The sequence below is a fragment of the Rhizobium sp. H4 genome (assembly GCF_003013335.1).
Taxonomy (GTDB): domain Bacteria; phylum Pseudomonadota; class Alphaproteobacteria; order Rhizobiales; family Rhizobiaceae; genus Rhizobium; species Rhizobium sophoriradicis.
Genome location: NZ_PSOW01000012.1, coordinates 84860 through 111691 on the forward strand (window position 1 = coordinate 84860; position 26832 = coordinate 111691).

The following is a 26832-nucleotide window of genomic DNA, read 5'->3' on the forward strand; positions in this document are numbered from 1 at the left end:
TCCCCCTCATAAATTGACTGGGAAAAGGTAGCAGCCGATCTTTAACAGAAAGTGAGAATCCGCTCCGCCAAGTATAATTCCGGGGAATATTACCCCAAAAATGGCTCGCTCATTTCCGGTAGGTATGGCCGCTTGCGTCAAAGAGATGCAACTTCTGCCGGTCGGCGGCAAAGCGCATCCTCTGGCCCTTATGGACATCGTAAATGCCCGGGAGCTTGACGACGATCGGCTCGCCGGGAACCAGGCCCTCGATATAGAGCAGCGTCACTTCGCCAAGCGCTTCGACGATCGACACTTCGCCCTCGAAGACGTAATCGGCGCCGTCGGCGATCCTCAGATCCTCCGGACGAACGCCGAAGCTCGCCTGCTTGCCCTTCTCGGACGCGTCGGTCGCGACATCGAGCGTTACCGACATGCCGCCGGTCAGCGTCACGGTCGTCTGGCTGCCGGTGGCTGATATCGTCGCCGGAATAATATTCATGGCCGGCGAGCCGATGAATTTGGCGACGAAGAGGTTTGCCGGGCGCTCGTAGAGTTCCAGCGGCGCGCCGACCTGTTCGATATTGCCGGCGGAAAGAACGACGATGCGGTCGGCGAGCGTCATCGCCTCGACCTGGTCATGGGTGACGTAGATCATCGTCGTATCGGCCATCTGCTCGTTGAGGCGGGCGATCTCGATGCGGGTGGCGACGCGCAGCGCGGCGTCGAGGTTCGACAGCGGCTCGTCGAACAGGAAGACCTTCGGATCGCGGCAGATGGCGCGGCCGATCGCCACGCGCTGACGCTGGCCGCCGGAGAGCGCCTTTGGCAGGCGCTCGAGATAATTGCTCAGCTGGAGGCTTTCGGCCGCCGCCCGGACGCGGCGGTCAATCTCCTGCCTGCTTTCACCGGCGATCTTCATGCCGAAGGCCATGTTGTCGTAGACGGTCATATGGGGATAGAGCGCGTAGGACTGAAAGACCATGGCAATGCCGCGTTTCGACGGCGGCACGTCATTGACGAGCTGGCCATCAATATACATCTCACCGCCGGTAATCGCCTCGAGACCGGCGATCATGCGCAGAAGCGTGGACTTGCCGCAGCCGGATGGACCGACGAAGACGATGAATTCGCCTTGCTTGATATCGAGGTCGATGCCGTGGAGAACGTCCACGGAACCGTATGATTTGCGGATATCCTTCAGCGTCAGTCCAGTCATGTCTCACTCCCCTCCTGATCCTTAAGCGAGACGGGCGAAATACGCCCCCCAAGCCGGAATATCGATCTTGTCGCCATAGTTGTTGCTGATAAAGCCGTGCCCCGTCAACGCCTGCCATTCCCCGGCAGGCAGGGTAACGCCTGTTTCGGACGGGCTCATGTTGAAGATGCAGAGCAGCTTTTCATTGCCGTATTCGCGGGTGAAGACCAGGGTATCGCCCTCAGTCTCCTCGAATTCGATCTCGCCCTTGGCAAAGGCCGGGTGCAGCTTGCGGAAGGCGATGAAGCGTCGATAGTGCTCGAGCACGGACGTCTCGTCGCCCTGCTGGACGTTGACGGCGCGCAGAATATGTTCGACCGGCACCGGCAGCCAGGGCTTGACTGTCGAAAAACCGCCCTGGGCAACGTGGCTATCCCAGACCATCGGCGTGCGGCAGCCGTCACGGCCTTTGAACTCCGGCCAGAACTGGATGCCATAGGGATCCTGCAGATCCTGATAGGCGAGATCGGCTTCGGTCAGCGCCAGTTCCTCGCCCTGATAGAGGCAGACGGAACCGCGCAGCGTCATCAGCAGCGAGGCATAGAGCTTGGCGAAGGCGTCGTGATCGGCGACCAGTCCGCCCCAGCGGCTGACATGGCGCATGACGTCGTGATTGGAAAAGGCCCAGCAGGCCCAGCCATCGGGGGCGGCGGCTTCGAAATCCTCCATTACCTCTTCGACGCGCTCGGGCGTCAGCGGATCGGGCGCCAGGAACTCGAAGGCGTAGCACATGTGCATCTTGTCGTTGCCGGAGGTATATTCTCCGACGATTTCGAGGCCGCGCTGGCTGTCACCGACTTCGCCGACGGCGGCGATTGCCGGATATTCCTCGAGAACGGCGCGGAAGCGCTTCAGGAAGGCGAGGTTCTCCGGCCGGTTCTTGTCGTAAACATGCTCCTGGAAGTTATAGGGATTGACCGCCGGCGCCGTCGAGGCGTTGCGGCGCTCAGGCGCCAATGCCGGATTGTCGCGCAACAACGGGTCGTGGAAATAGAAGTTGATGGTGTCGAGGCGGAAGCCGTCGACGCCGCGATTGAGCCAGAAGCGCACGACATCGAGCAGACGGTCCTGCACCTCGGGATTATGCAGGTTCATGTCCGGCTGTGACGTCAGGAAATTGTGCAGGTAATATTGCATGCGTGTCGGATCCCACGCCCATGCCGAGCCGCCGAAGATCGACAGCCAGTTGTTCGGCGGCGTCCCGTCCGGCTTGGCGTCGGCCCAGACATACCAGTCGGCCTTGGCGTTGGTTTTGCTGGAGCGGCTCTGCACGAACCAGGGATGCTGGTCGGAGCTATGCGAGATGACTAGATCGATCATCACGCGGATGCCGAGGCGATGGGCCTCGGCGATCATAGTGTCGAAGTCCACCAGCGTGCCGAAGATCGAATCGACGTTCTCATAGTCGGAAACATCGTAACCGAAATCGCGCATCGGCGAGGTGAAGAAGGGCGAGATCCAGATGGCATCGACGCCGAGGCTTGCCACATGCGGCAGGCGGGCGGTGATGCCTTTCAGGTCGCCGATGCCGTCGCCGTTCGAATCCTGGTAGGAGCGCGGGTAGATCTGATAGATCACCGCGCCGCGCCACCAGTCCTTATCGGGGGTCGAGATCGATTGGGGAGCCACGTTCATGGAATATCCTGTTTGAAGTCAAGTTCGAAAATGGTCAGCCGCCCTTGACCGAGCCCGCCAGCAGACCACGCACCAGATAGCGCTGCAGCCCGAAGAAGACGAGCAGCGGCACCACGATGGTGACGAAGGCCGACGCCGTCAAAATCTCCCAATTGCCGCCGCGCGAGCCGAGCAGCGCGTTCAGGCTGCCGGTCAGCACGATGTGGTCCTTGTCGGTGCCGAGGAAGACCATGGCGACGAGCAGGTCGTTCCACACCCACAGGAACTGGAAGATGGCGAAGGAGGCGAGTGCCGGGAAGGACAGAGGCAAAACGATGCGGGTAAAGATCTCGAAGTCGCTCGCACCGTCGACACGGGCGGATTCGATGATCTCCTTCGGCAGGCCGGCAATATAGGCCCGCAGCAGGAAGATGGCGAGCGGCATGCCGAAGGCGGTGTGGGCAAGCCAGATGCCGGGATAGGTCTTCGACGGCTGGCCGAGCATGTTGCCCACTTCATTATAAAGGCGCAGCAGCGGGATCAGCGACATCTGCAGCGGCACCACAATGAGACCGACGACGAGGGCGATCAGCAGCGTGCGGCCGGGAAAGTCCATCCAGCTCAAGGCATAGGCGGCGAAAGCGGCAATCAGGATCGGGATGATCGTCGCCGGGATCGTCACAGTCAGCGAATTGATGAAGGACTGGCCGATGCCCTCGCCGGTCAGAACCGTATTGTAGTTCTGCAAGGTGAATTCTGGCGGCGCCGAGACGGAGACATAGATACGCCGCGGCCGCTCATCGGGCGAGAAGGCGGCGTTCTTCATGTAGCGGTAGCTGCCGTCGCTGTTGATCAGCAGGCTTTCGCCGTCGCCGAGATCGGCCGTCTGGCCGGCCTCGAAGGCCGCCGGCTGCTGCACGCGGTTGCCGAAGGCCTTTACCGAGCGGCCGGTTTGCCCTTCCAGCACATTGCCTGAAATGACGTAGGTATCGCCTTCCTGCTTTTGCTGGTCCGGCGTGCCAAGGCGCACGGCGACCGTCTGCGTCGAGCCGACGAAGGCCGTCCACCAGCCGGACACAACGATCTGGTCCTTGTCGCGCAGGGCGCTGACGAAGATGCCGAGCGTCGGGATCAGCCAGATGATGACGATCAAGAGAACTGCAAGGTGGACGAAGAGACGGGCGGGGCCGATCTTGAAGTAACTTCCGACAGCGGTCATCTCAATGGCCCTTCAGTTCGCGGTTGGCGCGGCGCACGTTCCAGACCATGATCGGCGTGACGGCGAGCATGATGATGATGGCGATGACAGCACTTCGGCCGGAATCGCCGCCGCCGCGGAACATCCAGTCGAACATCAGGTTCGCCAGGACCATCGTCTGCCACTGGCCGTTGGTCATGGTCAGGACGATATCGAAGACCTTGAGGACGAGGATGGTGATCGTCGTCCAGACGACGGCGATGGTGCCCCAGACCTGCGGCACCATGATGCGCCAGAAGATCTGCCAGCCATTGGCGCCATCGATGACGGCGGCCTCGATCGTCTCCTCGGGGATGCCGCGCAGGGCCGCCGACAGGATGACCATGGCAAAACCGGTCTGGATCCAGATCAGGATGACCATCAGGAAGAAGTTGTTCCAGAAGGGAACCGAGATCCACACCTCCGGCGTGCCGCCGAACAACTGGACGATGGCGTTCAACAGACCGATCTGGACGTCGTTGCCGCCGCGATATTCATAGATGAATTTCCAGATGACCGAGGCGCCGACGAAGGAGATCGCCATCGGCATGAAGACGATGCTTTTAGCGATATTGCCCCACCAGATGCGGTCGGTCATGACAGCGATGACCAGGCCGAAGAAGGTGCAGGCGGCCGGCACGACGGCGAGCCAGAGGATGTTGTTGAAGATCGACTGGCGGAATTCGCGGTCGCCGATCGCCCATTTATAGTTGGCGAGGCCGACGAACTGCAGGCCGGTACGGTCATAGAAGGAGAGAATGAAGGTCGCAACGACCGGATAGACGAGGTAGACGAAGAGCAGGAAGAGCGCCGGGCCGATGAACAGCCACGGCCGGATGAGGGCGCGGCGGTTGAGATTGCGCGAGGCGGCGCGGATGTCGCCATCCTTGACCGGCAGGGCGAGATCCAGGAGTTTGTTGGAAAAATAGAAATAGGCCGAGCACGCAAAAACGGCGAACACCACGACGCCCAAAGCGGACACTATCTGCGACAGCATTTCGTCCCTCCCCTGCTTCCCCTGATCTTAAATCAGACCGGCTGTCATTCTGACCGGTCAGTGCCGGTCACCGTCAATCCATTATATTGCCCAATCACAATATATCCTGACTGGCCGGGCTGCTCATGAGCCCGGCCACTCAGGCAGGTCATGCCGCCTGCAAGCCGGCGGCATAATGTTGGAAGATTACTTGATGCCGTCCCAGGCGCTCTGGATTTCGCCGGCAGCTTCCTCGGCGGACTTGCCGCCGACGAAATCGACCATCCCGGTCCAGAAGGCGCCGGCGCCGATCTTGCCGGGCATCAGGTCGGAACCGTCGAAGCGGAAGGTGGTGGCAGACGTCAGGATCTCGCCTTCCTTCTTCATCTGCGGATTTGCGTAAGCCTCGGTGCTGACGCCCTTATAAGGCGTCAGGAAGCTCGACTGGGCCATCCAGACTTCATGCGCGATCGGGGTCTTCAGGAAGTCGATGAAAGCGCGGGCCGTCTTCGAGTCCTTGGCGATCGAAACAAGCGTGCCGGCGCCGAGAACCGGCTTGCCGAGTTCGGGATGCGAAGCATAAGTCGGCATGTAGAAGAAGTCGGCATCCTGGCCGAGCTTCGTGCCCTCAGGGAAGAAGGACGGAATGAACGAGGCCTGATGGTGCATGTAGCACTTCGGCGGAACGGAGAAGAGGCCCTTCGGGCTGTCGCGGAAGTCGGTCGAGGCCACGGCCGCGACGCCGCCATTGACGTATTTCTCGTTCTTGGCGAACTTGCCGAATTCGTCGATCGCGGCAACGACGGCCGGATCGGTGAACTTCAGCTCGTTGGTCGTCCACTTGTCATAGGCTTCCGGCGGCTGCATGCGCAGCATGATGTCCTCGACCCAGTCGGTCGCCGGCCAGCCGGTGGCGCCGCCGGAACCGAGACCGATGCACCAGGGAACGCCGCCGTCCTTGACGATCTGGTCGGTCAGGGCATGCAGCTCTTCCATGGTCGTCGGGATCTTGTAGCCGGCTTCCTCGAAGTTCTCCGGAACATACCATACGAGCGACTTCACATCGGCCTTATAAGGGAAGGCGTAGAAGGCTTCCTTGCCGTCCTTACCCTTATAGGTGCCGTACCCGACCCAGCTGTCGCCGGCGCCGTAATTGTCCTTGATCCACTTGGAGTTGTCGTCGCCGAGCGGCGTCAGGAAGCCCTTGCCGGCGAGGTCGGCGAGGAGGCCCGGCTGCGGCAGAATGGCGATGTTCGGCGGCGAGCCAGCCTGCGTGTCGATGACGATCTGTTGTTCGTAGTTTTCGGACGAGGAATATTTCGCCTCGATGCCGGTCGCCTCGGTGAAATAGGCAAGAACGCTCATGAAGAACGCCTCGTCTTCGCCGCGCCACGGCCCAAAGATCGTCAGCGGCTGACCCTTCAGATCGGCATGCGCGGCCTTGAATTCGTCATAGCTTTTCCAGTTGAACTTGGAATCCTGTCCCGGGGCAAATTTCAGATCGGCCGCGGACGCAGCACCGGCAAATAGCGCCGCAACGGCAACGCCCATCAGAAATGACTTTTTCATGTGATCAACCTCCCATCACAATCCCAACCCGCGCCGAATTTCTCGCAAACGGAAATTTCAAAGCGCTTTGACACCCAACTCATTTCACTTCCAGTGGAATGGAGTCAAGTCAATTCGCGAAAACCTGCCCTAAAGCGGCGGGATATCGCAGCCCGAAGGCTCCTATCGGGGAATATGGAGCGATTTTTCTTGAGTCAAGCGCGCGAGATGCTACATAATTGAAAGCGCTTTGGATGCCATTGGGAGGCGGCAGGCCTTTTTGGAGCGGCCGACGGCGGGCCGGGAGGGAAGCATAACAGGTGAATCTCAAACAGCTATCGGAATTGCTCGGGCTGTCGCAGACGACGGTGAGCCGGGCACTCAACGGTTATCCCGAGGTCAATGAAGCGACCAGAGAGCGCGTGCTCCAGGCCGTCAAGGAAACCGGATACCGGCCGAACAAGGCTGCCCAGCGGCTTGCGACCGGCAAGGCAGGCTCGATCGGCCTCGTCATGCCGACGGCGCCCGGCCACCAGTCAGACGTGCATTTCGGCGAATTCCTGGCCGGGCTCGGCGAGGAGGCCGTCCGCCACGATTTCCATTTCGTCATCATGCCGGCTGATCCCGATGACGAGGTGGCCGCGCTCCGGCGGCTTGCAATCAGCGGCAATGTCGATGCTCTGTTCATCGCTTATATGCGCGCTCACGACCCGCGGCTCGCCATGCTGAAATCGCTCTCCATGCCCTATGTCGTGCATGGCCGATCCTTCGGCGCGGAGCCGGATTATCCCTATCTCGACATCGATAATGAAGGCGCCTTCTACGACGCCACACGGCTGCTGCTGCAGCTCGGTCATACGCGCTTTGCCTTGATGAACGGCCCGACACACCTCGACTTCGCCATCCGCAGAAGGAACGGCGTCATCTCAGCCCTCGCCGAACGTAGCCTCACGCTCGAAGAGGATTGCATGAGCAACGCGCTGATGACGGACGAACAGGGCATGCTGGCGATGGAACGCTTTCTGCAGCTGCCGCAGCGGCCAACGGCGATCCTCTGCTCCAGCACGGTCATGGCGCTGGGGGCAATCCGCGCCGTCAACCAGGCGGGCCTGCGCCTCGGCGAGGATATTTCGCTGATCGCTCATGACGACGTGCTGCCGCTGTTGAAGCCGGAAAACTTCTCCGTGCCGCTGACGACGACGCGCTCCTCGCTGCGCGCCGCCGGCGTTCGAATCGCCCAGCGGCTGATCGGCACGGTGAAACACGCCGCCCCCTTCCCCGAGCAGGAGCTCTGGAGGACCGAGCTGATCGTCAGGGCCTCGACCGGCCCTGCCCCGCAGCAGCCATAATCAGAACTGCGGCGGCGTCTGCCCTGCGGCGCGATGGGCGGCGATGACCGTATTGGCCATCAGCATGGCGATGGTCATCGGCCCGACGCCGCCGGGAACCGGAGTGATGGTGCTGGCGACCTCGGAGACTTCACGGAAAGCGACGTCACCGACGAGCCGGGTCTTGCCCTCGCCCTTGTCGGGCGCCGGCACCCGGTTGATGCCGACGTCGATCACCGTCGCACCCGGCTTGACCCAATCGGCCTTGACCATTTCCGGACGACCGACGGCGGCCACCAGAATATCGGCGTTGCGGCAGACGTCGGCGAGGTTCTTCGTTCTCGAATGGGCCATCGTCACCGTCGCATTGGCGTTGAGCAGCAATTGCGCCATCGGCTTGCCGAACAGGTTGGAGCGGCCGATGACCACGGCATTGAGGCCGGAGAGATCCTCGCCATGGGTGCGGCGGACGAAGACCATGGCGCCGGCCGGCGTGCAGGAGACCAGTCCGGTCTTCAGGTCGCCGGTGGCGAGCTTTCCGGCGTTGACGACGCTCAAGCCATCGACATCCTTTTCCGGCAGGATCGACTGGATGATCGGCTCGCTGTCGAGCGGCTTCGGCAAGGGCAGCTGCACCAGGATGCCGTGGATCGACGGATCGGCGTTGAGGGTGGCGACGAGAGCTGCCAGTTCCTCCTGCCTGGTCTCGGCCGGCAACGTGTGCTGGACGGACTTGAAGCCGCATTCCTTGGCCATGCGGCCCTTGGAGCCGACATAGGCGTGGCTTGCCGGGTCGTCGCCGACGATGATGACGGCCAGGCCGGTGGTGACGCCGCTGCTCTTTTCCAGCGCCGCCGTCGCACTCTTGACCGTCTGAATGACTGATGCAGCTACGTTCTTGCCGTCGATTACTGTCGCCACGCGTCTCTCCGCCCTGTTTCGCGCCAATCTATTGATAGTTGACGAGCGTCAAATGCCCGCTAACGCCCTATCCTGTCGGAAAGCGGCAAGGCAATATCAAACTTGCAAGGAAATGTCGGGTTCAGCGCAGCGGCTGCCGTGCTTCCATCACGTGAAGTCGAAGCCGGTCGCGCAGGCCGGAGATCTCGGAGCGCAGCACCTCCATCTCGTCGGCCGACGACGGGGCCGGCGCGAGCGCCGGCGGAGAGGCGAGCGAAGGCGGCGCCCGCATTTCCTCGCTTGCGGAAGCCGCGGCGGATTTGCGCCAGAACAGCAGAAGGGCCAGCCCAAGACCGAGCGCAAGGCCTGTCGCGGCCCCGGCCAGCACGCGGCCGATCAGACCATTCGTTCCCGGCACCGCCGCCGCAAGCGGCGGTTTCAGGACGGTCAAATGGCCATCATCGCTTCCCGGTGTCGGCGCCGCTTCTTCCAGGCGCGAGCGCGCGGCATTCGCCTTTTCGCGCAGCTCGGTCAGCCGGGACAGATCGACGCCGGTGTCCCGGCTCTGGGCAATCAGCGTGTTGCGGCGATCGTTCAGGTCCTTGCGCGCATCGACCGCAGCCTTGGCGGCGGCATTGGCGAGCTGGGCCAGACGAGCAAGCTCCTTGCCCATGTTCTCCTTCAGTCCATCCGTTTCGGCCTGCTGCTGCAGCAGACGCGGATGGCGCGGGCCAAGCTCGGCCGAAAGCTGCGCCAGCGTCGTCCTGGCGACGGCATATTTGTCGCGCCAATCCTGCAGCGCCGGCGAGAGCATATCGGAAGGGAGCGAACCATCCAGCACGCCGGCGAGTTTTGCCGCCTTCAGCCGGTCGGCCTGCGCCTTGGCGGCAAGGATATTCTGGTCGGCCTGCTTCAGATCGGCATCGAGCCCGTCGATCTGGCGGCGAAGGTCGATCGCCACCTTGACGTTGCCCTCGCCGCTTTTGGCCGCGAAGGCGGCAAGCTCCGCCTTCGCCTCGTCATAGGCCTTGCGCAACGCGGTGTCGGTTTCGGCGCTCCGGCCGGGACCGCTCACTGCGGACACCGCTTCGCCAAGCTGGGCGGCGATGCGCATGGATTTGGCGCTGTCGCCGGTCGTCACCCTGACGAGGATCGCACCGGCGGCGACATCGGGCACGATCTCGACCGCATGTTTCAGCGCCGCCTCGGCGCGCGAGGCCGGATCGGCTGCAGCACCGGTGGCCGAGAGCAGATCGAGCGCAACGACGAGCGCATTGGCACTGGAGCCGGCAAATTCCGGGTCGTGATCGAGTTTCAGCGCAGCGACCGTCGATGCCATCACCCGCGCCGACAGCAGGCCTTTGGCCGCAGCCTGGGTGAAGGCAGCGCGGCTTGCCGCATCCGTCTTTACCGAAAGCGTCGTCTCGGCGCGGTAGAGGGCGGGCGAGACCGGCATCAATGCCGGCAGGCCTGCGCCTATGATCGTGGCGGCGACGACCGTCATGACAAGGCCGAAGCTGCCGGCGCGGCGGCGCGGCGCTGCCGGCTGGAATCCGGTGAGTTCCTCACGGATCGCGGCCAACGGCTGGGGCGGGAGTGCGGCCCCTTCGGCCGCAGCGATGGGCTCCTCATGACCAGCCGGCTCCGGCGCAAGAGGGCGGCCGATATCGTTGGCAGCCCGAAGGCGGTTGCCGAGAATGGTTTCGATGCGGTCGACCAGTGGCACTGGCCGCGCCGCCATTGCGCGCTGCTCTTCGAGCGCGCGGCCGATCGCGCGCAGCAATTCGGCCTCGGGCAGCGCGATACCGGCCCCCTTCGACCGCCGGCGATAGGGGACGTCAAAGGTGCGCGGCCCCGCGGCTGCGCGATCCTGGAAGCTGTTTCTCGCCCTGATATCGTACATTTGCGCCACATCTCATGCACATGATGGCCGAGTTCAATCATCCGCATGCGATGCAGATGATTAAGCTACTCTAAATATTCATGGCAAAGAAATGGTTAACCGCGACTGGCAAAAATTGCGGTCCGACGTCTCAAATTTGAACCGGTGACGCCCTTCGCAGGTCCGGGAACCGAGCCGGGCCTGTTCAGCTCGCCTTCCTGCGATCCACAATCGGCTGTGAGACGCTGCGCTGCTCTTCCGGCTGGCTGAGAATTCTTTCGCGGCGGCGGAAGCGGTAGCGCAGGACGTGGAAAAGGAAGACCGGAATGCCGATGATGTAGCGCCGCCAGAGGCGCGCAGGCTCCTGTATCAGCCGATAGGCCCATTCGAGACGCATCATCCGCACCGTCTTCGGCGCTCGCGGAACGGCGCCGGATACGAAGTCGAAGAGCGCGCCTACCGTCAGCACCAGCCGCGCATGGTCGGCGCGAATGTTGTCGTGGACCCATTTCTCCTGCAGCGGCGTCCCCATGCCGACGATCAGAATGTCGAGCTTCTGGCGCTCGATCTCCTGGGTGACATCAGTGGAGTCGACCTTGTCGAAAAAACCATCGGAAATGACGATAAATTCATGCCAGGGTGTGTGCCTGCGGAAATTTTCTGCCGCTGCTTCGACGACCGAAGGCGCGCCGCCGATCAGGCCGATCCGGCGCGGAGCCTCCATGAAGGTCAGGAAGGCCGGCACGAAATCGGTGCCGTTCAGATTGGCGGGAAACGGCGAGCCATGGGCAATCTGCGATGCGATGTTGAGGCCGATGCCATCAGGCAGCACCAGATTGTGCGACATGATCCGGTAGTATTCGTCGTCGCGCAACGCCGTCAGCATATTATGGGCGTTGACGAAGCAAACCACGGTCTGGCCGACGGGAATGGAAGCCAGCTCGTTGATAAAAACGAGGGCATCGTCCCAGCCGAGATCGCAGACCGGCAGATCGAAGATCGTCCGCCGCGACGCGAGCACCGCGAAGTTTGCAATCAAATTCATTCCTACCTCCTGCCGAGGGTGCGTCATGCGCCCGAAATCCCGGAAACCAAGCCCATTTTTCCGCACCCCGGAGGTCTCGAAAGGACCGGTCGCGTCATGCATGGACGGCGTCGCCCCGATCACGGAAAACGGCGCATACCAAGCTGTGACAGCTGATATAACAGGAGGCTTTCAAACAACCCTTAGGAAAATTCCTTGGATTTTTATGCTCGCATAAGTAGTTTATTAACCACATCGGGCTCAACGACAAACGGCGCCCGAAGGCGCCGTTCATGTATCTGATCTGGGATATTAATGGGCGGCCGGGGCCGGGGCATCCTCAGCCGGGGCGGCTTCGATGATCTTGACCGGAGTGCCGAGCTTCTTCGGCTCGCCGGCCGCGTTTTGCTTGACCTCTTCCTTGGAGAGATAATCGAGCTGCTCCAGCATCACTTCGGCGACATATTCGCCGCCGAGGCGCTCGTTCATGCCCTTCTTGATCTCCTCGCGGAAGGCCTTCGGGTCGAAGGACTTGATGTGAGCGAGATCGACCATCTTGTTGCCGACGAGCAGGCTGAAAAGTTGGTCCGTGGTCATCTCGGTCAGCGGCAAGGTCACGCCCTTCAGCATGTCCTTGTTCATCATGAAGGAAACGCGGCCGAGGAAATAACCGGTGATCGCACCGTCGCCGATGACCGGCACCGTGATCGTTTCACCCTTCACCAGTTCGAGCGCGCTCTGCTTGGTATCCGTTGCCGCAGGTGCTGGCGCCGTCGCCATGTACACCGAAAAGTAAACCGAGGCCAAGGTGATGGCGCAAACCCAGATACCGGTGAGGACGAGCTTGATCATCAGTTTCCACGCGCGGCGAATTGTTCCTGGGAATAGGTGCCGTCGGCGTCGGCGTCCTGAACGGCATTCTTCAGGAGGTCGGCGACGGCGCGAACCGCTTCGAGATGCGCTTCGACTCGTCTCGCGTTGAGCACCAGCTTCTTCTTCAGGTCGTGCAGCTGATCGAGATGGGCAGCGGCAAGCTCGGCCGGATCGGTATCGCGGAAAAGCATCGACAGCTCGTAGAGGCAGCGGCTCTTATGCGCATTGGAGACCTTGAGATCGAACTGCGGGTCGTTGCCGATCCGGGTATTCTCATTGTCGATGATCATTTCGAGGCGTCCGAGGACGGATTTGATCCTGTATTCGTTCGAAATTATTTCCATTGTACCCTCGATTATGCGTCGCTTAGAGCATGATGCCGAAAAGTGTGCGCGGTTTTCGGACGACATCATCCTCTAACTATTTAATTTAGAACAGGATTCAGATATCAGGCCAACGGGCCTAAAATCATCCTGTTCTATCGGCCTTGGCGTCCGCCGTCGGCGTGCCAAAGGTCTTGCGCTGGAATTCGTCGATCATGCTGAGCGCGGTGTTGCGGTCACGATCATCGGTCGAAGCATTGACGATCTTGCCTTCCTGCCGGCGTAACTGCTCGCTGTACATCTGCTTGGCAATGCCGATGCCGTCGCCCTTGGCCATGGTGTTGCCGAGCTGCTCGGCCATCATGCCCTTCCAGATATCGCCGGTCGCGCCCTTGCCGTAGACGTCTTCACTTTCGCTTGGCAGCATCGACTTGACGAAGTTCTGCAGCACCATGGCCTCGAACTTCCGGTAGCTTTCCGGAACCTCCTCGGCCTTGGTGCGGTTCTGGATGTTGGCGAGGCCGCTCTTCTGGCCGATATGATCGAGAACGTCGACCGTATTGGAGAAGCCCTTGCCGTTCTCGGCGAGGCTCGTTGCGGCAAAGGCCGCGCGATTTGCCTTCAATTTTTCCTGGGCCGCCTGAACCTCCATTGGGTCGGCGGCTTTGACAACGTCCAGGACCAGATCACTGGGGGGCGAAATAGCCACGTTACAATCCTCTAAATTAAGATCGTAACGATTATGGTTTTTGAAGCTTGCTGGAGGCTGGCGTTGCGAATTGCTGGTCGATGACATCGTAGACGGCATTGTCGTCGGCCTCGCGGCGCTCGACATCGAGGGCCTCTTTCATGCCCTCTTCCAGGCGATCGGCCTTGGCGCGTTCGCGCGTCAGCCGCATCTCGTGGATCTGCTGCATGCCGGTCAGCTGCTGATCCTTGATCGTCAGCCTGCCGAATCGGTCGGCATAATTCTGCGAGAAGGCGTGGTGAACCGGGTCCATCGAACCGAGAGCAACGATGACATCGTCCATCGCCGCATTGACCTCGATGCGCTGACGGCTGGTTTCGGCCAGGTCGTTCTCCGCCATCCTCTCGATATGCCGCTGCACCGACAGCAGACGCTTGAGTTTTTGAGAGCGGCTCTTCTCGATCATATCAGCCTCATCGTCCGATATAGATCGAACTGAAGGCCTGACCGAACTGGCTGACCAGCGCCGCGACCGAGACATAAAACAGGAAGAGCCCGCCCATCAGCAGATAGGGCGTGGAAATGAAATAGACCGGGATCTGCGGCGCCAGCTTGTTGATAAAGCCGATCGAGACGTTGAAGATCATGCCGTAGATCAGAAAGGGGCTCGACAGCCGCAGCATGATGTAGGTGGTCTGCTCCAGCGTATCGGTGAAGGAGATCAGCGTCGCGCGCATCTGCGTCAATCCGCCGAAGGGCATGGTCGTGTAGGAATCGATCAGCGCACGGAAGACGATGTGATGGAAATCCATGATGAAGAGAATCATGATGCCGGCAAAGGTGATGAAGGCGGAAAGGCTGGTCTCCGGCGAGTCTTCGATGACGTCGGCGGAGCCCGGCTGGGTATAACCGACCATCATGGCGATGATCGTCGCGGCGAACTGCATGCCGAGCGTATAGATTCTCGCCAGCATTCCATACATCACGCCGATCAGTGATTCGCTGAAAATCAGGCCGATATAGGTTCCGGCTCCCGTGTGGACAGCCGGATAAACCGTGTCCCAGAGCAGCGGCAAGACGGCGATCGACAGCGCCCCGGCAATGAAGACGCGCAGCTGCTCGGGCACGCGCGCCGAGGAAAATCCCGGAAGAGCCAGCACACAGCCGCCAATCCGGCAGAAAACCAGAAACAGCGCGAGAACGGTCCCTTGCGGGTCTGATATCATGAAATCGAGCCCAAAATCTTTATCTCGATGCCCTTGGCCAGTTCGACATGCGACAGGACCGGCAGCGTGGCGAACAGCCGTTCGATGATCATGCGCACATAGGAGCGCGTTTCCGGCGAGGTGACAAGGGCGAATGGCAGGCCGCGATCCATGAACTCACGGATAACTTTGCTCGCCTGCTCGCTGAACTCTTCCAGGCTTCTCGGATCGATGTCGAACTCGATCACCTCGCCCTTGGCGTCGCGCTTCAGCGCCTGGTGGAAAGCGAGATCCCACTTGCTGCCCAGTCTCAGCACACGCAGCACGCCATTGTCGGCTAGATCGCCGCAGAGCTGCTGGGCCATGCGGATGCGGACGTGCTCGACAATCTGCTCGGTCTTCCTGACATGGGGGGCGAGCTCGGCCACCGCTTCGAGAATGAGGTGCAGGTTGCGAATCGAGACGCGTTCGGCAAGCAGGAGCTTGAGCACCGCCTGCAGGCCGGAATAGGACATATGCGACGAGCAGATCTCGTCGGCGAGCTTCTTGTATTCCGGGTCGAGGCGATCGATCAGCACCTTGACGTCCTTGTAGGACAGAAGCTGCGGCAGGTTGTTGCGAATGACCTCGCTCATGTGGGTCAGCACGACGGAGACGTTGTCGATCGGCTGGAAGCCTTCGCGCTTCAGGTCGTCGGCGAAGTTTTCGAGAATCGAGACGGCCGGCATGCCGAAAGCGGGTTCGCGAATTTCGTCGCCGGGAATGCTCGGGCGGCGGCCGGCGCCGGTGACGACCAGGACTTCGCCGACGCGCAAGAGATTTGAAGCGACCGTCGTGCCGTGGATGCGAATCTGGTAGGACTTCTCGGCGATTGCGATATCGTCGGTGACCTTGATCTCGGGCACGACGAAACCGTATTGCGTGGCGAACTTCTTGCGCATCTTGCCGACGCGGAAAGCGAGCTCCTGGTGGGCGCCTAGCAAGCGTGTGGAGACCATCTTGCCGAGTGCGAGCTCGATTTCCGAGGTGCGCAGCACCGACTTCACCGAATCCTTTTCCAGTTCCTTGTTCTGGACGACCTTCTTTTCCTCCTGCTCGCGGCGAAGCTTGTTTTCAACCTCGACCTGACGCGGGATGAACCAGGCGCCGAAGGCGAGAAGACTACCGAGGATCACGAAGGGGACAAACGGCAGGCCCGGCATCAGCGCCAGGACGAACATCAGCACCGCCGAGACCGAGAGCGCACGGGGATAGCCGCTCAGCTGGTTGACGACCGCCTGGTCGGTAGAGCCGGTGGTGCCGCCGCGCGAGACGAGCAGGCCGGCCGCGAGCGAGACGATGAGGGCCGGCATCTGCGAGACGAGGCCGTCGCCGACGGAGAGCTTGACGAAGACGTCAGCGGCTTCGCCGATCGGCATGCCATGGCGGAAATAACCGATGATGATGCCGCCGAAGACGTTGATGGCGGTGATGATGAGGCCGGCGACGGCATCGCCGCGCACGAATTTCGAGGCACCGTCCATCGCACCGAAGAAGGAGCTTTCCTCTTCGAGCTCTCTGCGCCGGCGCTGGGCTTCCCTTTCATCGATGATGCCGGCCGAAAGATCGGCGTCGATCGACATCTGCTTGCCGGGGATGGCATCGAGCGTGAAGCGTGCGCCGACTTCGGCGATACGCGTCGCGCCCTTGGTGATGACGATGAAGTTGATGGTGATGAGGATCAGGAAGACGATCAGACCGATGACGAAGTCGCCGGACATCACCAGGCTTGCGAAACCAGCAATGACGCCGCCGGCCGCGTCGTGGCCTTCATTGCCGTGGGACAGGATGACGCGCGTCGTGGCGATGTTCAGCGCCAGCCGCGTCATCGTCGCGATCAGCAGAATGGTCGGGAAGGACGAGAAATCAAGCGGCTTCTGGATCCACAGCGCGACCATCAGGATCAGCACCGAGAAGGCGATCGAGAAGGCCAGCCCCATGTCGATCAGGAATGGCGGGATCGGCAGGAAGAGAATGCAGATGATGCCGATAATGCCCAGGGCAAAACCGACATCGCGCAGGCTCGGGGCGACTTTCGGAAGGGGGAGTGCAGGTGGTTGCGCCATAACAGATCCGTCTCTTCATGAGAGGAAGCGGACTCGGTCCGCCCAATTCGGACCGACAGTTAAATGGCGAAGCTTGCGCGAAGGTGGCTCAGAAGCCTGACTGGATGCGCGAGAAGACCAGATTGGTGAAAATCGAGATCTGCGAGCCAACGAAGGGTGCTGTGACCCCGACGGTGATCAGCACTGCGACGATCTTCGGCACGAAGGTCAGCGTCGCTTCCTGCACCTGCGTCAATGCCTGGATCAGGGCAATGACCAACCCCACCACCATCGCGGCGATAACGGCGGGACCGGCGGCAATCAGGACGGTCCAGATCGCGGCCTGGAACAGATCCAATGCATCAGCTTCATTCATCTGAAGGCAACCTCATATCGCCTCGAAGCAGCCCGCCATGGCCGGGCCACTGTTGATTTGTATCACCCGACGCGTCGGCGCCGCGGTATCAGGTATCGCTGCTGTCGCTGGTCGTGGTCGTCGTGGTCGGCGCCTTGTCAGCAACGGTGATTCCCGCCTGTACGAGTATCTTACCGCCATCCGTGGTCGTCGCAATGATGCCGTCGGAATAAACCTTGACGGATTCGACGGTGCCTTTGACGGTGCCGTCGGCGCTTTCCATGTATTTGCCGACGTAGCTGCTCGCCTGGGTGAGGCTCGAGCTTGACAGAAGCGTATCGAGCTTGGTGTTCGTCTGGATCGTCTGCTCGACCTGCGAGAAGCTTGCCAGCTGCGACATCTGCTCGCTGGCATCCATCGGATCGGTCGGATCCTGGTTCTTCATCTGCGCGATGAGCAGCTGCAGGAAATTGTCGTAATTCAGCGTCGCTTTTTTCTGGGCCGAACTCGTCGAGCTGGTCGTCGAAGTGCTCACACTCGATGTTGCATCTACCGCCATGGTGCGATCTCCCTGCGAATCTGCTCGACCATCGTCGGCGGCATTTCGTGGTTGTTCATAATATTGTCTTCGATCGCATAGAGACCGCGGATTGCCTTCAACGCATCGAAGGCGCGGCCGGTCGAGACGAGCGCATCGACGCGCTTCAGTTCGGCGAGGATCTCTTCATTCTTGAAGCAGGTGAGCAGCATGGTGATCGACTTGCGGAACATCGCCGTCGACTGGTCCTTGCCCTCGGGGTTGATGAGGATCATCTGCGCGATGAAGTAGAGCTGGCGCAGGGGCGTCGTCGCACCTTCCGGCTGGAGGACGTGATTTTCGAGAAGGAACGTCACATCGTTCAGGAATTCCAGCGCGACCTTGCGGTCGACACGTAGGACGGCGCCGTTGATGAAGATTCTTTCTCCGGCTTTCAGAGAAATGCGTAGTGTACTTTTCATTTAAGTCCATCCCTGATGATGGTGGTAACGTCGATGATGCCCTGGTAGTTATTAGACAGACGTTTTCTGATCCTGTCGCATTCCTTCAAAATCCAGATTGCGATCGAGATGAGATTGGCCCTGAGCTGAACATCCAGCTGGTTATCAGGATGCTTCAGATCCTCGATGAAGCTGATCCACACCCGACGCGTATAAAACAGGGCTTCAATGGCTTCCCGACCGTATTTTTCCTTGTCGCGCGCCAACGCCAGCAGTTCTATGGACCGGTCAAGAACCTGCCATTCCCGCTCTTTCGCGTCGGCCACCGAGTCCTGCATGACTTCGGCATACGAGAACTGATACATTCATGCATCCTTCTTTATAATGCGCGCCTTTGCTCATCAAAGGTAGTTTACGAGACTCAACTGCTGGATCTTCGAAACGATCGTGTAAGCGGTTTCAAGCTGTGTTTCCAAAGTCTTGACGAGGGTCGAGGCTTCGTACGGATCGACGCCCTGGAGATCGACCAGCTTGTTCTTGATGATGTTCGACTGGGCGTCGAGAGCGTCGTTGGACTTCTTGACACGCTCCTGGGAAAGACCGAGCTGGCTTGCCTGCGTCACCAGCCCACTGGTCGCCTTGGCCGTGTAGCTGATTGCCTGCTTGGAGACAGTCGTCATTGCATCCGTGCTGAGGTTCTGGCCGAGCAGCGCGGAGGTCATGACCGAGGCGAGCGCAAAATAACGCATGCCTTCGGAATTGGCGTTGGTCGAGGATTCGATCACTTCCGAGTTGCTGATGCGGCTCGTCATGTTCTGGCTCGATGCCTGCGACCATCCGGTCGCCGCATTGGTCCAATTGGCCTGGCTGAACATCGGCTCGACCGTCGTCGTGATGAAGGTCTGCATTTCGGCGCCGGTGAGATCGCTGACGGCCTTAGGTGGGACAAGAGCAGCGGCATAGCTGTTCAGCGCCGTGACGATGGCCGCACTCGTGGCGGTCGTCTTGTCGGTCAGCGGCTGCACGTCGGTATTGATGCCGGAGAACAGATATTCGCCGTTCACCATGGTATTGGCCGTGTCCATCATGGTGGAGAGCGCGCTGGTTGCCGACTGGATGGCGACGGTGATGCTGCCGGGGTCCTTGCTGCCCTGGAGTGCCGTCAGCTTCGAAACGAGGCCGTCGCCGACGTCCTTCATCTTGGACAGGCCGAGCTGCGAGGATTCCATGCGGGCGCTGACAAGCGAATTGCTTGCTTTGATCGAGTCGATCCTGTCGGTCTCGCGGGTGAAGTCGACGCTTCTGGCAGCATTGCCGCCGAGCGAGACACCGATATCCGCATAGACTCCCGTCGTTGCTTCCATCGTCGCCTTCGTCATCTGGTTCTGCGCCTGACGGATCGTCAAGCGCATCGCATTCTGAATGGCGGTACTTGAAATAAATGAGCTCTTCATGGCTTAACTCGCGATATCCAGCAATGACTTCAACATTTCGTCTACAGCGTTAAGGATTTTGGTCGCCGCTTTGTAGGACTGTTCGATATCGAGAAGCAGCGTCAGTTCCTCGTCGAGGTTGACGCCGGTTTCGTTGGAATAGGCTTCGTTGGAGCGCGACAGGGCCGCCGAGGTGTTTTCCGCAGCCGTCGTGGCGTTGCTGCGATACTGCTCGAGCCAGCCAAGGGAATTCGTAGCGTATTCCATGATGCTGACATTCGAATCAATGCCCGTCGTCGCGTCGAAACCGACCGGCGCTCCGGCCGCCGGATCGAAATCGATGTCGGCGCTCATCGCGGTATAAAGACGGTCGAGTTCAGCCGTGTAACCGCTGACGCCTGACGTGTTCAGGACGGCGCCGGAGGCGTTGACGCCGCCATCGCGCAGGCGCATCGGGTCGCCGCCCTGCGAGGTGATCACCCGGCTGCTGACACTGATGGTCGAGGCCATGCCGGCAACTGCGGTGGCGCCGGTATCGACCGTGCCGCCGCTCCAGGTGAAAAGGCCGGGCACATAGGCCGGGGGCGCAGCGGTATTCTGCTCCTTGAAGAGCGAGACAAGGCCGCGGGCGATTTCGTCGAGCTGCTTCTGGAAGTTCGGGGCGATCTCGTCGCGGATCTGGAGAAGCGACTGGAGGCTCCCCTGCCCCGTCGTGGTCGAACCCTTGCCGAGCGGCAGCGCAACGCCGTCGATATAGACCGAATTGCCGACAATGGAGGCGGTATAGACATCCTGGGACTTGAAAGTCACCTTGCGCGGGACCGTCTCGAAGAGGATCGTCCCGTCAGGCGTGCTCAACACCATGTCGTTGTTGTCGCGCGTCGTCGCGCTGACGCCGACGATCTCAGAAATCTGCTTCAGGACCTTCTCGCGCTCATCGAGGGCGCCGGATGCGTCCGTGCCGGAGGCAGTGGCAGTCTTGACCGCATTGTTGGCCTTTTCGAACTGGCTGAGCAGCGTGTTCAGCTTATCGACCGCGGTGGCGATTTCCTTATCGGCGTTGGCGCGAACATCCTGGACGGATTGCGAGGCATTGTTCAGCGAGTTGGCGACGTCCTGGGCGGCAGTAATGGCGCCCTGGGCAGCGACCGTGCTGCCAGGCGTGGTGCGGAAGGCCTGAAGTTTTTCCTGGAAAACGCCGAGATAGGTGGATGGCGACGTTTCGTAGTCGTTGCCACCCATGATCGATTTGAGGTCCTCGAGACCGCCCAGCAAAGTCTGCTGGGCGCTGTCCTGAGAGGACGTCTTGAGGTACTGGCGCAGCAGGGCGTCTTCCTGTGCCCGGTTGATCTGCACAACCTGAGCGCCGTTCAGGGACGTGGTAAGCATTGCCTGCCGGCGCACGTAATCCTTGTTTCCGGCATTGGAGATATTGTTCGATACGACACTGCTCTGCGTGCCGGTATTGTTGAATATGCTCTGCGCGGTATTAAGTGCGGACGTGAGCGACATGGCTTATCCGTTACCTTACTTATCTCTTGAGGTTGACGAGTACGTCCATGATGTCGGAACCCGTCTGGAACACTTTCGAATTGGCGGTATAGCTGCGCTGCGATTCGATCATCTCGGTCAGTTCGCCGGCGAGGTCGACGTTGGAACCTTCGAGAGCGCCTGACTTGATCGTGCCGAGGCCGTTGGTCTGCGGGAAGCCGGTGACGGTGACGCCCGACTGGCCGTTGGCGCTGTAGACGTTGCCGCTCATCAGCGTCAGCTTGTCCGGGCTTGCGACATTGGCCAGCGGGATACGATAGAGCGGCTTGGTGCTGCCGTCCTCGTACTTGGCGTAGACGATGCCGTCGCCGTCGATGGTCACGTCCTTGACGGGGCTTGCAGCCTGGCCATTGGGAGTGCCGGTGCCGGCAAAGTCGGCGCCGAGCTGAGTGAAACCGGAGAGATCCATATTAATCGTCAGACCGGTTACAGGATCGGTGATCGGAATTGCGCCGGACGAAATCATTTTGCCGTTTGCGTCGAAGGTTAGTGAGCCGTTACCAACATCACCGACGGCGGTAGAGTAAGGAAACGACGTCGTTCCGCCAACCGCCGCATCGGCATTGCGATAGATCGAGACTTCCCAGGTGCTGGCAACACCGGGAGGTGCCGGCGGCGGAGTGACGACTGCGGTCTTGGTGAAGTAAAAGTCATACATCACCTTGTTGCCCAGGCGGTCGTAGGCGACCATCGAAAACTTCTTGGTATCGGCTGTCGTCGTGGCCAGGTTGGCGCTAGGCAGCGTCGCAGGAGCGACCGGAGCCACCTTGGCATTCGAATCGAGGTTGCCTTTGAAGACACCAGATGTCGAAGCGATGGCGGTCAGGCCTTCCTGGTTGACATTGACGGGAACGAGGCCATCGAAACCGTTGACGACGACGGCGGGAGCGCCGGAATCGTAGGAATAGCCCATCAGTTGGAAACCGGCGGCGTTGACGAGATTGCCTTCGTCATCCTTCTGGAAATCGCCGGCGCGAGTCAGCACCGGTGTGCCGTCGGGGCCTTGGACGATGAAGAAGCCGTCGCCGGAAATCGCAAGGTCGGTGGTGGAGGTGGTGTAGGAGATGTCGCCCTGATCGGAGACAGCCTGGCGGACCGAGGTCTGCACGCCACCGGAATTGTAGTTGCCGCCCGAGGAGGGCAGGACCAGCGACGAGAAGCTCGTCGAAACGGCCTTGTAACCGGTGGTGTTCACGTTGGCGATGTTGTCGGCGACGGTGCTGAGGCGGTTCGCCTGCGCGTTCATCCCCGATACTGCCGTCTTCATGCTGCCGAAAATGCTCATCTGAAAACCTCGTTTTACCTGTTAAGCTCAAGAGTATTTGGCGGGCCTTGCGTGAAGCTGTCTGTTATGCGGACAGCGAGGCCAAATATTCAACTTCAGTCGGCAGTTTCCGTCCGGCTAAAAAATCAAGCCCAATCAATGCAGTAACCAAGGAAGCGCTTGGAATCGACTGGATCGACGCCGAGCTTCTTGCGCAGCTTCTTGCGCAGCTTCGAGATGTGGCTTTCGACGACATTCTCCTCGACCTCTTCGTCGAAGATGCCGTAGATGGCGTTGAAGATTTGGGTCTTGGTGACCCGGCGACCGCGATTGGCGATCAAATATTCGAGGATGCGGCGCTCGCGCCGGGGCAGCGCGAAGACTTCGCCGTTGATCTCGGGGTCACGACCATCCGAGAAGACGCGGATGCCGCCGATATCGGTGTAATTGGCGATCGCCTTCAGCCGGCGCCGGATCGCAGCCGCCCTGGCCAGGATTTCGCGCGGATGCACCGGCTTGCGCACGACGTCGTCGACGCCGCAATCGAAAAGCGCCAGCGTGTTTTCCAGCGAGGGCTGGTCGCTGACGGCGATCACCGGCGCCATCGATCGATCCCGGATCGCCCTCGGCAGCTCCAGGCTGCGCTGGCCTTGACCGATCAGGAAGGCCTCGACGGCCGCAATATCCGAATCGGCGGCGGTCTGAACCCAGTCGCCAAATTCCGATGGATCAAAACCGGTAGAGGGAATGCCCTCCCGGCCAAACAGAGATGTATATCCGTCTTTCACGAGCTCACGCTCATCAACCACTACGATCATTCGTCCGCCTCCGAATCAGTGTGGCACTTCGATGATCTATGGGTACGAATCGCACGAATCGGCGACAACTCGTTAAAGTTAATGGCAGAAACTAATAATTGATTAAGATCCGCATGGCGATTTGGTCTATATCTAGTGGCCGACCGGAATTATGCACACAAAAATTTCGTGGAAAAGTTAACGACCCGTTAATTATGGCTTGCGCATGCAATTGGTGCCGGAATCCTGCCATATTACGACACATTTCCGTCACAATGCGTGTCTTCTATCTTGGGTTGATTTAATTTCGGCAAAAGTTACTCGCATTAGGAGTCCATTTGCCATAGCCAGTGGCCACCAGATTGGCGATGACGCGGCAGACATATTGCTTCTGCGCGGGGTCGTTGTTCGGTCCCGCATGGTATCTTGCTACCGCCATCGTCCAGGTCTCGTGACGGTCATGCAGGTTGCGAAGAAACCTCGCCGCATATTCCACGTTGCGGTGCGGATCGAACATATCCTCCGCGGAAGCGAAATTCTCGCTGTGATAATAGTGGTTGATCTGCATGCATCCGATGTCGATGAGCTTGGCGCCGCTCCTGCGGGCGACATCGAACTGCCTCATCGCGTCCTGCTCGGATGGCGGGAAGATCGCCTTGCCTTCGACGTTCATGGCATAGGGATAGAGCGAGCCCTTGCGGCCGGTCTCCGTCAGACCGACCGAATAGAGGATGCCTTCCGGGATGCCGTATTTGGCGGCAGCCGACTGGATTTCGCGTTCGCAGGCGCCGGTGGAGGCGGACGCCTCAGAGGTAAACGCCGCCAGCGCCGCTGCTGCGAGCCCCGCCAGCAGAAACGTCTTCAATACCGGTCTCGCCTGCGCCATTGAAGCCTCCATCCGTCTGCTGGCCCGTCTGATTGTAGCGCTCGCGCGCCGCCCCGCCCTGCCCTTGCTGGGCGAGCGACTGCTGCTGGGAGGCCTGCCCCTGACCGCTGGCCTGGTTGCCGGCGTCGGTACGCTCGACGGGGGCCATGCTGATGGTGATGTTGTCGACCGCATAGCCCTGGCTGCGCAGCGCTTCCAGGATCTTGCCATGATCTTCCTTCAGCTGCCGATAGGCTGCGCCGGTATCGACCTTGAGGTCGACGTTCAGGGCGTCGCCGGACAGCCGCATGGTCGCCGTCACCAGGCCAAGATCGATCGGGTTCATCTGGATCTTCAGCGTGTTGACCACCTTGCCGGTGCTCGTCCATTCCGCCGCGTTGGAGAGGGCCGAACTCGGCTCCATCGCTCGCGCCCATTCGGAATCGCCGGAAAGGGCTGCGGTGACGGCGGCGGAATTGGTATTCTGCGCCAGGCCGATATAGCGGCGCGATTCGAGGACCGAGACGTTTTCGACATCGGCCTTCTTCGCGCCGTCCTTCGGTCCAGCCTGATCCGCACCGATGTGAACATCCATCGATAGGCCACGCCCGTCGGCGCGGCTGAGCCGGAAGGTTCTGCCGTCAGCGGCTTCGGCGTTCTCCGCACCCGGAACCCCGATCTCATCCGTCTTGACGTCTTCGACATTGCCGCTGACGGCGGCCAGAGCGTCGGATGCGTGGCCGCTCGTTTTGGCGTCAGCCGCGGTCTTCTTGTCGACAGGCCCGGCCTCCCCGGCCGTGGCGGCGAGATGTGCAGCGGCTGCGGTCGGCAAGGCGACCGTCTCGGCGGCGGGCTCCTGCTTCAGCAGGCCGAGTACATCGGAAATGCCGCCGTCATCATCCTCGCTGTCGGCATCCGCATCTGTTTTCGAGAGGTCGCTCTTGACGTGCTTGACGCCCTTGGCCACCTGCCCGGCCTCGTCGGCGGACGGATCCTTGGCATCGAGCTTGCCGAGATCGGCCGGCAATTTGCGCTGATCCTTTGCAGGCTTTGCGAATGTCTTTTCGCCATGGGCGATCACTTCTGGCTGCACCTCGGCCTGCGCCCTCAGGGCGGCGTCACTCAGATCGATCAACGGTTTGGCGCGGCTGCGGATCGTCCGCGCCACCTTTGCCGCGTCGCCATCGGCAACCGCGCCCTGGTCCGGCTGCGCATCGTCGGGCGCCTCGTTGGCGGCGCTGCCGCTCGCCTTGGCGAGCACATCGGAGAAGTCGCCCTTCTGACCGGCGGCGTCACCCTTTCCCGCCGTTTTGGCGGATTTCGCTGCCGCAGCCGCCTCCGCACCAGAGGCTCCGCCCGAGACGCTCAAATCCATCATTGTTCGTTGCCTTCCTGCGCCAGAAGACCATCGATCTCGTCGAGCTTGGATCGGCTGGTCGTCACAAATGCGTTGAATGAGGGGTCGGTATCCTGGCTCTGGCCAGTCGATGCCACACCTCCCGGAACAGGCTCGGGATGCGCGCCTGGCGCTCCCGGTTGCATGGCGTTTGCCGCAGCCTTGTCAGAAGTGATTTCTTGATGAGAAGTATTAGGGTCGGATGCTTGCGTCAGGCTTGCCGGGTCCGGCGCGCGCAGGATCTGCTCGGCGACGGATCGCGCCGCCGCCTGCAGCGCCTGATCCCGCGGCGACAGCGCTTTGCCGTCGATGCCGCTGACATTCTTCGCCGCCTGATCGATATCCTGCGTGGGAAGGCCGGCCATGCCTCCATAAAAATCGGCGAGCGGGCCGAAGGCATTGTCGGTGCCTGCGCCAAGCGACTGCACGCGTTCGACCGCCATGCGCGCCAGCTCCGGCTTGCCCGATATCGCTGCAGCACGGGCGATGCGCAGATAGACCTCACGCTGGCGCGGCGCATCCATGAAGGACAGGATGTCGACGACATCCTGCGGTTTCACGTCGCGATCATGGGCGACGACGAGCTTGACGAAAAGATCGGCAAACTGGCTGGCATAGGGCGAATGCAGGAAACGGCGAGCATAGCGCTGCGAGTAGGCTAGCCCCTGGTCGAGCATTCCCTTGTCGACGCAGATGGCTACGGACCGGCGCAAGGCCGCCTCCTCGACGATCGTGCCCGGCGCGGCAAGACGCGCCTGGTCGTAGAGTTCCAGCGCATCTGCCGGCTTCGTGGCGACCAGCACATTGCCGCCGATCAGCGCCAGGTAAGGACCGATCTTCTTGTCGCGATATTCCCTGGCGGTTTCATCCAGCGTCTTGGCGACAAGGAGCCCTTTGCCGCTCAGATATTTGCGCAGCACGTCGGTGACGCGGTTGTCGAAATAGCCGTTGACGTCATGGGCGATCAGATATTCGAGCGTCTGGGGATTGCCGCCGCTCATCGCATAAATCAGCGCCGCATCGACATTGCGGTCGTCGTCGTAGATCGACGTATCGGCCGTGCGTAGCCGCTCGTCGATCGTACCCAGCATGAAGCGCTGCATCTCGCCGGCCGAATGATCGCCGGCAACGACGGAATCCTGCACGAACTGCAGCGACCGCAACATCTTGTACGGCGAGAGATCGTCCGGATCCTGCGCTTGGCCTGCGGCCGGCGAAAACATCGCCAGGCCGAGGGCCATAAATCCGAAGTAGCGATGCTGCCGACGCGCCAT

The 26832-nt window shown here is 60.8% G+C and carries 26 protein-coding genes; 1 reads left to right on the forward strand and 25 read right to left on the reverse strand.

The window, feature by feature from the left end:
• Positions 1–109 precede the first annotated feature (109 nt).
• From ugpC to C4N04_RS19400, 5 genes are all read right to left on the reverse strand, one after another.
• Positions 110–1198, reverse strand: coding sequence for a sn-glycerol-3-phosphate ABC transporter ATP-binding protein UgpC (gene ugpC, locus C4N04_RS19380; RefSeq protein ID WP_038686946.1), 1089 nt, complete (start codon positions 1196–1198; stop codon positions 110–112).
• A gap of 21 nt (positions 1199–1219) precedes the next feature.
• On the reverse strand, positions 1220–2872 hold the full coding sequence (locus C4N04_RS19385; RefSeq protein ID WP_039617938.1) for an alpha-glucosidase: 1653 nt from the start codon (positions 2870–2872) through the stop codon (positions 1220–1222).
• Between the two features lie 34 nt (positions 2873–2906).
• Positions 2907–4070 (reverse strand): carbohydrate ABC transporter permease, encoded by a 1164-nt coding sequence (locus C4N04_RS19390; protein ID WP_039617935.1) that lies wholly within the window; start codon positions 4068–4070, stop codon positions 2907–2909.
• Position 4071: 1 nt separating this feature from the next.
• Positions 4072–5085 (reverse strand): sugar ABC transporter permease, encoded by a 1014-nt coding sequence (locus C4N04_RS19395; protein WP_038686942.1) that lies wholly within the window; start codon positions 5083–5085, stop codon positions 4072–4074.
• A gap of 186 nt (positions 5086–5271) precedes the next feature.
• A complete protein-coding gene (locus C4N04_RS19400; protein WP_077992506.1) occupies positions 5272–6633 on the reverse strand; it encodes an ABC transporter substrate-binding protein in 1362 nt (453 codons plus the stop codon).
• Between the two features lie 299 nt (positions 6634–6932).
• On the opposite strand from C4N04_RS19400, the gene C4N04_RS19405 reads away from it, so the two are divergent.
• Positions 6933–7961: a substrate-binding domain-containing protein gene (locus tag C4N04_RS19405; protein ID WP_106796796.1), complete on the forward strand. Its 1029-nt coding sequence runs from the start codon at positions 6933–6935 to the stop codon at positions 7959–7961.
• Here the strand turns inward: C4N04_RS19405 and folD are convergent, their stop codons facing one another.
• The 20 genes from folD to motC all read right to left on the reverse strand — a co-directional run bounded on the left by folD (position 7962) and on the right by motC (position 26832).
• Positions 7962–8861: a bifunctional methylenetetrahydrofolate dehydrogenase/methenyltetrahydrofolate cyclohydrolase FolD gene (gene folD, locus C4N04_RS19410; RefSeq protein WP_106796797.1), complete on the reverse strand. Its 900-nt coding sequence runs from the start codon at positions 8859–8861 to the stop codon at positions 7962–7964.
• Positions 8862–8982: 121 nt separating this feature from the next.
• Entirely contained in the window at positions 8983–10743 is a 1761-nt protein-coding gene (locus C4N04_RS19415; RefSeq protein WP_106796798.1) for a succinoglycan biosynthesis protein exop, read from the reverse strand.
• Positions 10744–10927: 184 nt separating this feature from the next.
• A complete protein-coding gene (locus C4N04_RS19420) occupies positions 10928–11767 on the reverse strand; it encodes a WecB/TagA/CpsF family glycosyltransferase (protein WP_009994323.1) in 840 nt (279 codons plus the stop codon).
• 291 nt (positions 11768–12058) lie between these two features.
• Positions 12059–12598, reverse strand: coding sequence for a hypothetical protein (locus tag C4N04_RS19425; RefSeq protein WP_086155930.1), 540 nt, complete (start codon positions 12596–12598; stop codon positions 12059–12061).
• Complete coding sequence (locus C4N04_RS19430) at positions 12598–12963, reverse strand: hypothetical protein (protein WP_106796799.1); 366 nt, start codon at positions 12961–12963, stop codon at positions 12598–12600. Before C4N04_RS19430 ends, C4N04_RS19425 begins: the two co-directional genes overlap by 1 nt.
• Before the next feature lie 124 nt (positions 12964–13087).
• On the reverse strand, positions 13088–13651 hold the full coding sequence (locus C4N04_RS19435) for a rod-binding protein (protein ID WP_039617930.1): 564 nt from the start codon (positions 13649–13651) through the stop codon (positions 13088–13090).
• Between the two features lie 31 nt (positions 13652–13682).
• Positions 13683–14096 carry a hypothetical protein gene (locus tag C4N04_RS19440; RefSeq protein WP_009996114.1) on the reverse strand — a complete coding sequence of 138 codons (414 nt, stop codon included), beginning with the start codon at positions 14094–14096 and terminating at the stop codon, positions 13683–13685.
• Positions 14097–14103: 7 nt separating this feature from the next.
• Positions 14104–14856 (reverse strand): flagellar biosynthetic protein FliR, encoded by a 753-nt coding sequence (locus tag C4N04_RS19445; RefSeq protein ID WP_039617927.1) that lies wholly within the window; start codon positions 14854–14856, stop codon positions 14104–14106.
• Positions 14853–16940 carry a flagellar biosynthesis protein FlhA gene (gene flhA, locus C4N04_RS19450; protein ID WP_038686924.1) on the reverse strand — a complete coding sequence of 696 codons (2088 nt, stop codon included), beginning with the start codon at positions 16938–16940 and terminating at the stop codon, positions 14853–14855. Before flhA ends, C4N04_RS19445 begins: the two co-directional genes overlap by 4 nt.
• A gap of 88 nt (positions 16941–17028) precedes the next feature.
• The gene (fliQ, locus tag C4N04_RS19455; protein ID WP_009992823.1) at positions 17029–17295 is read right to left on the reverse strand and encodes a flagellar biosynthesis protein FliQ; all 267 of its coding nucleotides are present in this window, start codon (positions 17293–17295) and stop codon (positions 17029–17031) included.
• An 88-nt stretch (positions 17296–17383) separates the two neighbouring features.
• A complete protein-coding gene (flgD, locus tag C4N04_RS19460; RefSeq protein WP_039617925.1) occupies positions 17384–17833 on the reverse strand; it encodes a flagellar hook assembly protein FlgD in 450 nt (149 codons plus the stop codon).
• A complete protein-coding gene (flbT, locus tag C4N04_RS19465; RefSeq protein WP_009994670.1) occupies positions 17824–18273 on the reverse strand; it encodes a flagellar biosynthesis repressor FlbT in 450 nt (149 codons plus the stop codon). The genes flgD and flbT overlap by 10 nt, the downstream gene beginning before the upstream one ends.
• Entirely contained in the window at positions 18270–18617 is a 348-nt protein-coding gene (gene flaF / locus C4N04_RS19470) for a flagellar biosynthesis regulator FlaF (protein ID WP_009994672.1), read from the reverse strand. The genes flbT and flaF overlap by 4 nt, the downstream gene beginning before the upstream one ends.
• A 36-nt stretch (positions 18618–18653) precedes the next feature.
• Complete coding sequence (locus C4N04_RS19475; protein ID WP_039617924.1) at positions 18654–19706, reverse strand: flagellar hook-associated family protein; 1053 nt, start codon at positions 19704–19706, stop codon at positions 18654–18656.
• A gap of 3 nt (positions 19707–19709) precedes the next feature.
• Entirely contained in the window at positions 19710–21197 is a 1488-nt protein-coding gene (gene flgK / locus C4N04_RS19480) for a flagellar hook-associated protein FlgK (protein ID WP_106796800.1), read from the reverse strand.
• A gap of 19 nt (positions 21198–21216) precedes the next feature.
• A complete protein-coding gene (locus tag C4N04_RS19485) occupies positions 21217–22521 on the reverse strand; it encodes a flagellar hook protein FlgE (RefSeq protein ID WP_096763659.1) in 1305 nt (434 codons plus the stop codon).
• Positions 22522–22646: 125 nt separating this feature from the next.
• Positions 22647–23318, reverse strand: coding sequence for a winged helix-turn-helix domain-containing protein (locus C4N04_RS19490; RefSeq protein ID WP_009993745.1), 672 nt, complete (start codon positions 23316–23318; stop codon positions 22647–22649).
• A gap of 280 nt (positions 23319–23598) precedes the next feature.
• On the reverse strand, positions 23599–24162 hold the full coding sequence (locus tag C4N04_RS19495; RefSeq protein WP_038686916.1) for a lytic transglycosylase domain-containing protein: 564 nt from the start codon (positions 24160–24162) through the stop codon (positions 23599–23601).
• Entirely contained in the window at positions 24104–25540 is a 1437-nt protein-coding gene (locus tag C4N04_RS19500; RefSeq protein WP_096763658.1) for a flagellar hook-length control protein FliK, read from the reverse strand. The genes C4N04_RS19495 and C4N04_RS19500 overlap by 59 nt, the downstream gene beginning before the upstream one ends.
• A complete protein-coding gene (gene motC / locus C4N04_RS19505; protein WP_106796801.1) occupies positions 25537–26832 on the reverse strand; it encodes a chemotaxis protein MotC in 1296 nt (431 codons plus the stop codon). Before motC ends, C4N04_RS19500 begins: the two co-directional genes overlap by 4 nt.